The 5,617-nt window shown below is 46.4% G+C and carries 5 protein-coding genes and 1 pseudogene; 4 read left to right on the forward strand and 2 right to left on the reverse strand.

What is annotated here, in order from left to right:
- Positions 1-354 precede the first annotated feature (354 nt).
- Both C3418_RS22540 and C3418_RS22545 read left to right on the forward strand, forming a co-directional pair.
- Positions 355-984 carry a LysE family translocator gene (locus C3418_RS22540; RefSeq protein ID WP_103859318.1) on the forward strand — a complete coding sequence of 210 codons (630 nt, stop codon included), beginning with the start codon at positions 355-357 and terminating at the stop codon, positions 982-984.
- Positions 985-1,224: 240 nt separating this feature from the next.
- Positions 1,225-2,442 carry a site-specific integrase gene (locus C3418_RS22545; protein WP_103859319.1) on the forward strand — a complete coding sequence of 406 codons (1,218 nt, stop codon included), beginning with the start codon at positions 1,225-1,227 and terminating at the stop codon, positions 2,440-2,442.
- A 173-nt stretch (positions 2,443-2,615) separates the two neighbouring features.
- Here C3418_RS22545 and C3418_RS24215 read toward each other — a convergent pair whose 3' ends face one another.
- The gene (locus C3418_RS24215; protein ID WP_146054145.1) at positions 2,616-3,662 is read right to left on the reverse strand and encodes a hypothetical protein; all 1,047 of its coding nucleotides are present in this window, start codon (positions 3,660-3,662) and stop codon (positions 2,616-2,618) included.
- Positions 3,663-4,159: 497 nt separating this feature from the next.
- On the opposite strand from C3418_RS24215, the gene C3418_RS22555 reads away from it, so the two are divergent.
- Positions 4,160-4,363, forward strand: a complete 204-nt coding sequence (locus C3418_RS22555) for an AlpA family transcriptional regulator (RefSeq protein WP_103829277.1) — start codon at positions 4,160-4,162, stop codon at positions 4,361-4,363.
- Between the two features lie 360 nt (positions 4,364-4,723).
- The gene (locus C3418_RS24935) at positions 4,724-5,407 is read left to right on the forward strand and encodes an inovirus Gp2 family protein (RefSeq protein WP_258040164.1); all 684 of its coding nucleotides are present in this window, start codon (positions 4,724-4,726) and stop codon (positions 5,405-5,407) included.
- A 15-nt stretch (positions 5,408-5,422) separates the two neighbouring features.
- Here C3418_RS24935 and C3418_RS22565 read toward each other — a convergent pair.
- A pseudogene (locus C3418_RS22565) lies at positions 5,423-5,617 on the reverse strand (IS630 family transposase); the annotation flags it as partial.

Consider the following 5,617-nt stretch of genomic DNA (forward strand, 5'->3'; position numbering starts at 1 on the left):
GATTACGACGACATCCTTGATGCCTGCACATCGGCCTGGAAGCACTTTATTGCCGATGTGGAGCGGGTGATGTCACTTTGTAGCCGAGATTGGATAAAACTGACCTAATGTTTAATCCGATTGGTATTAGTCTGATCAATGCGCAAAATATAGTCTATTACATCGAAAAAAATTGCTATTCAGTCAATATCACTGCCTTTCAAACGGCTCAATCTCTCTTTCTCACCTAGTTGAGCTTCAAGTATCTCCGGCTCAAACGCTATTCCCTTCCTTGATAATCACTATCGCCGGAAACGGGAGTGACAAGTACTTCAGGATCCATAGACTGTTTCTTTCATATACAAGGAGCTGTCTATGTTGGGGATCCACGATCTGGCGTTGTTTATCGTTTCTGGCCTGCTGCTGAACATGATGCCTGGGCCTGACTCCTTGCTCATCATGCTGCGCAGCGGTTCCCAGGGATGGCGTGCAGGGTCCATGGCGGCATTGGGTATCGGGACAGGTACCATGGTGCATGTGTTGGCGGCAGCGCTGGGACTGTCTGCCCTGCTGAGTGCCTCTGCCGAGCTGTTTGCCGTCATCAAGCTGATGGGGGCGCTCTATCTGGTCTATCTCGGCGTGTCCATGCTCTGGCAGAGTGGCACTTCAACGTCTGTGGATGGGGCTGTGGTGGTGCCTGCGCTCTCTTATGGGCACATCTTTCGGCAGGGGTTGCTCACCAATGTCCTTAATCCCAAGGTGGCGCTCTTCTTTCTCGCTTTTGTGCCCCAGTTCATCGAGCCCGCCTCACCGCAAAAGGCGATGGCGTTTATCGTACTGGGCTGCATCTTCAATCTCAACGGCATGATCTGGTGCCATCTGCTGGCGTTTTCCACCGCGTTTGCAAGCCGCAAGGTGCGACTGCCCGCCCGGGTGGCCACCTGGCTGAATCGCGTGATGGGGGGGCTGTTCGTGGGGCTGGGTATCAAGCTGGCGGTGGAGTGAGCAGGTAAACACCGGGCATAGAAAAAGGCGTATCCCATCGCTGGGATACGCCTTCGTCTGCACTGCAGCAGAATGACCGGGATCAGTTCATGCCGTATTATCGCACCACTTGTCTAATGCTGTTTTATGTCGTCCGTGACTTGCTCATATCTAATTGATTTATATCATTTAACCTTCCATTCTTGTCTAAAGTTATCTTAGGGGATATAAGACAGGTGTGGGTTCAAATGTGGGTTCAAAATGGCAATCTCAGATTCAAAACTCAAAGCAATGCTGCGTGGTCACGATGATGATACGCCCAGAAAGGTTGCAGACAGGGATGGGCTATCTGTTCTGTGGAGGAATAGCGGAAAAGTCAGCTTCGTGTACCGCTATCGAATTTTAGGCAAGGCAAAAAACCTAACTCTGGGCTCCTATACCGGCCAAGAGGGGGGGCTGTCGCTTTCCGAAGCAAGGAAAAAGGCGGCGCAATGTCGAGCTTGGTTGGAAGAGGGCAATGATCCCGCCTTGATGACTCGGATCGGGAAAGATGAAAGGCTTAAGCCTGTTACGGTTAAAGATGCACTCGAGTATTGGCTTTGCCATCACGCCGATAAGAAAAGGTCGAACAGTGAGAAGCATCGACAGCAATTTGCGAAGTGGGTCTATCCCCGTATCGGAGATCTTCCCTTGTCAGACTGTGATACTCGTCACTGGTTGAGCGTCTTTGACGAGTACTCGAAGGTAGCACCTGTGGCTAGTGGGTATTGTTTCCAAAACTGTAAGCATGCTCTGAAGTTTTGCCGTGTCCGACAGTTTGCAGTGAGTAATGCGTTGGATGACTTGACCGTCGCTGATGTTGGGCAAAAGGCGAGTAAGCGAGATAGGGTTCTGACGCTAGAAGAACTGCGAACACTATGGGATTGGGCTGAGAAGCTAGGTCTATATTGCTACTACGGAAATTTGGCAAAGATTCTGTTGTCGTTTGGTGCAAGGACTCAAGAAGTTCGGCTATCAGCCCCCGAAGAATGGAATCTAGTCGAAGGTACGTGGACAGTTCCTGCGTCCAACTCAAAAACAGGGAATAAGATCGTGCGGCCAATACCCGATTTTATTCGGCCCACTATCAAGACTCTACTACATGCAGCTGCAGAACAAGCATCCCCGTATCTATTGGGAGAGCTCAAACGTCCCGAAGCAGTAAGCCAGTGGGGAAGGGGGATTTGGAAACGGATCGGGCATAGCACCCCTTGGACATGGCACGATCTCCGAAGGAGTTTGGCGACCCGCCTAAACGAGGCTGGGATTGCCCCTCATGTCGTGGAGCAAATTTTAGGTCATGCTCTACCTGGTGTAATGGCTCACTATGTTCATACGGTTCGGTTACCTGAGCAAAAAATGGCTCTGGAGTTGTGGGGAGGGATCTTGAAACTATCAGAAAAACCGGCAGACAATATTGTGCATCTGCAAGTGGGGTAGGGGAGGAGAGCAACAGCCCTATTCTTCAGATCGATTTGTAGACTGTGTCTATGGAGGTTACACCTAGTGTAACCTCCATTTATTTTTTACCCTGTCTGTATAGCTAGTGTAGTGTGTACAGATATAGTTCTTCAGTGAATAAATAAGAAGATGGCCTATTAGGCCACCTATATTTAGTGTGAATATTGCCGCTGATATTCTTGAACTATCATATCTTCTACAACCTGATAGATCCGGCGGTTTGAATCCTTTGCAATCCTCTTTAGCATTTCTTTCCGCTCTTCGGAAAGTGGAATACTCATAGACTTACGACCTTCTGAGTTTATGCGATTTTTTTGCACAGACCCACTCTTGCTTATCGAGGCCATTAGTATGGTGCGATGTTCTGTCGATAGCAGATCGTAAAGAGTAATCATAGCTTGCTTTGCTTTATTGCTTTTATTTACCCCAGATAAATCAAGCCAAATGGGTGCTGTGAATGCAAGGTAAGTTTTGAATGTATAGTTCCAAGCCCATTCAGCCATCCCCTCGTTCTTTATTAACCAATCCTCCATCTTTGATTTGTTTTTAATTTTGCCCCAAGTATGTGAAAAGTACTCCAATTGTCGTTCTTTTTTTCGTCTAGAAGCTGTCCATAAATCAAAGAAATGAACTATGCATTCCCTCTTTTCTCTGCTACTAGTTACGTGAAGTGGCAAATTCAAATAAAGGTAGATGTATCTATTTTCTCTATGTGAGGATTGGAGGTCAGTTACCGATTCAGGTCGCTCACCGTGCCTGCTCTGCTTTTCATCCTTGATGCTCAGTGATTGTTTGCATTCTAGGGCATCGTCCTTATAAATAGATGACAAAATATAAGCCCAAACAAAATTACATAAACGCTCATTATCAGGATCAATCCAGCTAAAACTTTCCGCACTCAAGCAATGTGCGTTGAAAACATCTAACATCAGTGTCTTTATTGTATTTTGCTCTTCAAAATCCTCTCTATATGGAGATGAGCCTATGTTTTCCAACTCGTTTGCCAGTAGCATTCTTTCTCGTTTTTCGTGTCTATCAGCAACGACATCATATATAAATGATTCCAGCTTGCTTGCCTTATCTTCAATGCTTACCATTGCCGCGCTTCTACGCGGTCGATCATCTCCATTTAAAAAAACGTGGTAGAGAAAGGTGATTTCTCTTTCTTCCTTTTTGGGATGCCATGTCACTTTTGCCATCTGAACCTCACCATCAACCAAACCTGCGATCTAACCCGTAAGAGTCTCTTAAATGGGCGAACCATATCGTGAGGGAAGGGTGACCTTACCCACTGAAATGAAGATTACTATGTAGATTTTACGATGTGAAGTGGCGATTTTTCGTTGATTTAGGATAGAAAAGTAGATTGTTTTATGTTGATTTCAGGCTGATTTTATGCTCATGAAAAAACTTGGGTGTCACAACAACCTTGCCTCAGAGAGGTCCGGCTCCCTTTTTTGCGCGCCGAGCTCGTTCGACCAAAAGACGAGCCACCCTCCTTGCTCCTGTTATCGGAAAGCCAACCAAGTATCTGAGTTCGTATAGGCTTACAGATACATTGACGTTTTGATGCTGCTATATAGGCTTATTACTGCCTCTGTAAGCCTATTTTACAAGATGCCTCTGTTGAAATCTGTTTTTTTTAACTGGCCCGCCCTTCTGATGAAACAACCCACCACATCATCAGGAGCACACCATGAACAACACCATCAAAGTCCTGCGCACCAAAGACCTCATCGCCAAGATTGGCATGGCACGTTCTACCATATACGACTGGCTTGATCCAAAGTCACCTCGCCATGACAACACCTTTCCCAAACCGTTCAAGATTGGCAAATCTTCCATCGGCTGGTTTGAGCATGATGTGGACAGTTGGCTCATCCTTCGGAGTCAGTCCTAAGCCAATATATTTTTCACAGCAATTAGGCTCCTTAACTTCCTGTCATCATACGAACCACTTTACTGCTAATGAGACAGTAAAATAGGCTATCTCTTCTTATATTTACTTTTCACTGTCAGCCACCCTTCATGGTAAGTATAGAGTTTAGGTTTATATATTATTTAATACCATTTATTACCATGCACACTAAGTACGCTACGCATCACCACTCAACGCCATGGATACCCCAGCATCCTATTGCTACACCCGCATACCACTACACCCGTATATATAACCACATTCCACTATGAGCAACTATGCCCGCTATACGCGTGTGTCTAACACACAGCGTAGGGGTAACGCTGCCTGAGCGAGAGCACCATGTTTAATACAGTTAGACTTTTGGATATCCTGACCTTATCACGCAAACTCCAGCATACGACGTTCCCAGTCGTCATCGTGGCATATACTCCTATCCGCGAGCTGCATATAGATTTAGATTATTCGAATGGACCATTATCGACTTGCCTCTTTAACGTATTGGATACCGTGTGTGATTATTTCTACTGTCACACCGAGATATCATCAGCCCACCCTACCATCGAGCTATTCCTGACTTATATGCGAGCAGTACCAAGGCTACACCTCGCCAAGATGGTTTCTCTCAATAGTCAGACTGCTCATAGACTGGCAGATGCTATCAATAACGCCTTGGAAGCCTTCCTAAGCGAGTTAAAGAGTCAGTCGCACCGTAAGCGTCTCAATAACCTTCGACGCGTTGAGAAACGCAATCAGCGCAGCATAGCGACCTATATCAACAGCCTATTCGCTCAACATGCAAAGCTATTATTCATTCGTTTGGATATTGGGTATCGCGAGGCCCACTATCATCGATTAACCGTGGATAACACCTCCGATAACCTGCGTCATTACCTGAGCGTAATACAACGACGATTCAAACACCTTGTGGGATATATCTGGAAGATAGAATATGGTGCCGACCGGCGTTTCCATTTTCACCTCACCTTTATCTTCAACGGGGCTGAGCATCAGCAGGATAAATAACTGATCCCAATAGTGCTACACCTTCGCTGTACCATAGCCATTCCCCGGGAAAGGAGACACGGTATCCATGAAGTGTTTCACTCGGGCCAGCAGGCTGGCCATTCCTCTGCATTGATGATTGCGCGTGATGGTTTCATGTAACTTGTGCCACAGCCGTTCGATGTGATTAACCCAAGGGCTGTAAACTGGCTGGAACACCAGGCAGAACTT

The organism is Aeromonas sp. ASNIH8, from assembly GCF_002919855.1.
Taxonomy (GTDB): domain Bacteria; phylum Pseudomonadota; class Gammaproteobacteria; order Enterobacterales; family Aeromonadaceae; genus Aeromonas; species Aeromonas caviae.

Excerpts from the sequence above, each read along its gene's own strand:
- C3418_RS22545 (WP_103859319.1), top strand. The coding sequence starts at position 1,225 with ATGGCAATCTCAGATTCAAAACTCAAAGCAATGCTGCGTGGTCACGAT.
- C3418_RS24935 (WP_258040164.1), top strand. The coding sequence starts at position 4,724 with ATGTTTAATACAGTTAGACTTTTGGATATCCTGACCTTATCACGCAAA.
- C3418_RS22555 (WP_103829277.1), top strand. The coding sequence starts at position 4,160 with ATGAACAACACCATCAAAGTCCTGCGCACCAAAGACCTCATCGCCAAG.
- C3418_RS22540 (WP_103859318.1), top strand. The coding sequence starts at position 355 with ATGTTGGGGATCCACGATCTGGCGTTGTTTATCGTTTCTGGCCTGCTG.
- C3418_RS24215 (WP_146054145.1), bottom strand. The coding sequence starts at position 3,662 with ATGGCAAAAGTGACATGGCATCCCAAAAAGGAAGAAAGAGAAATCACC.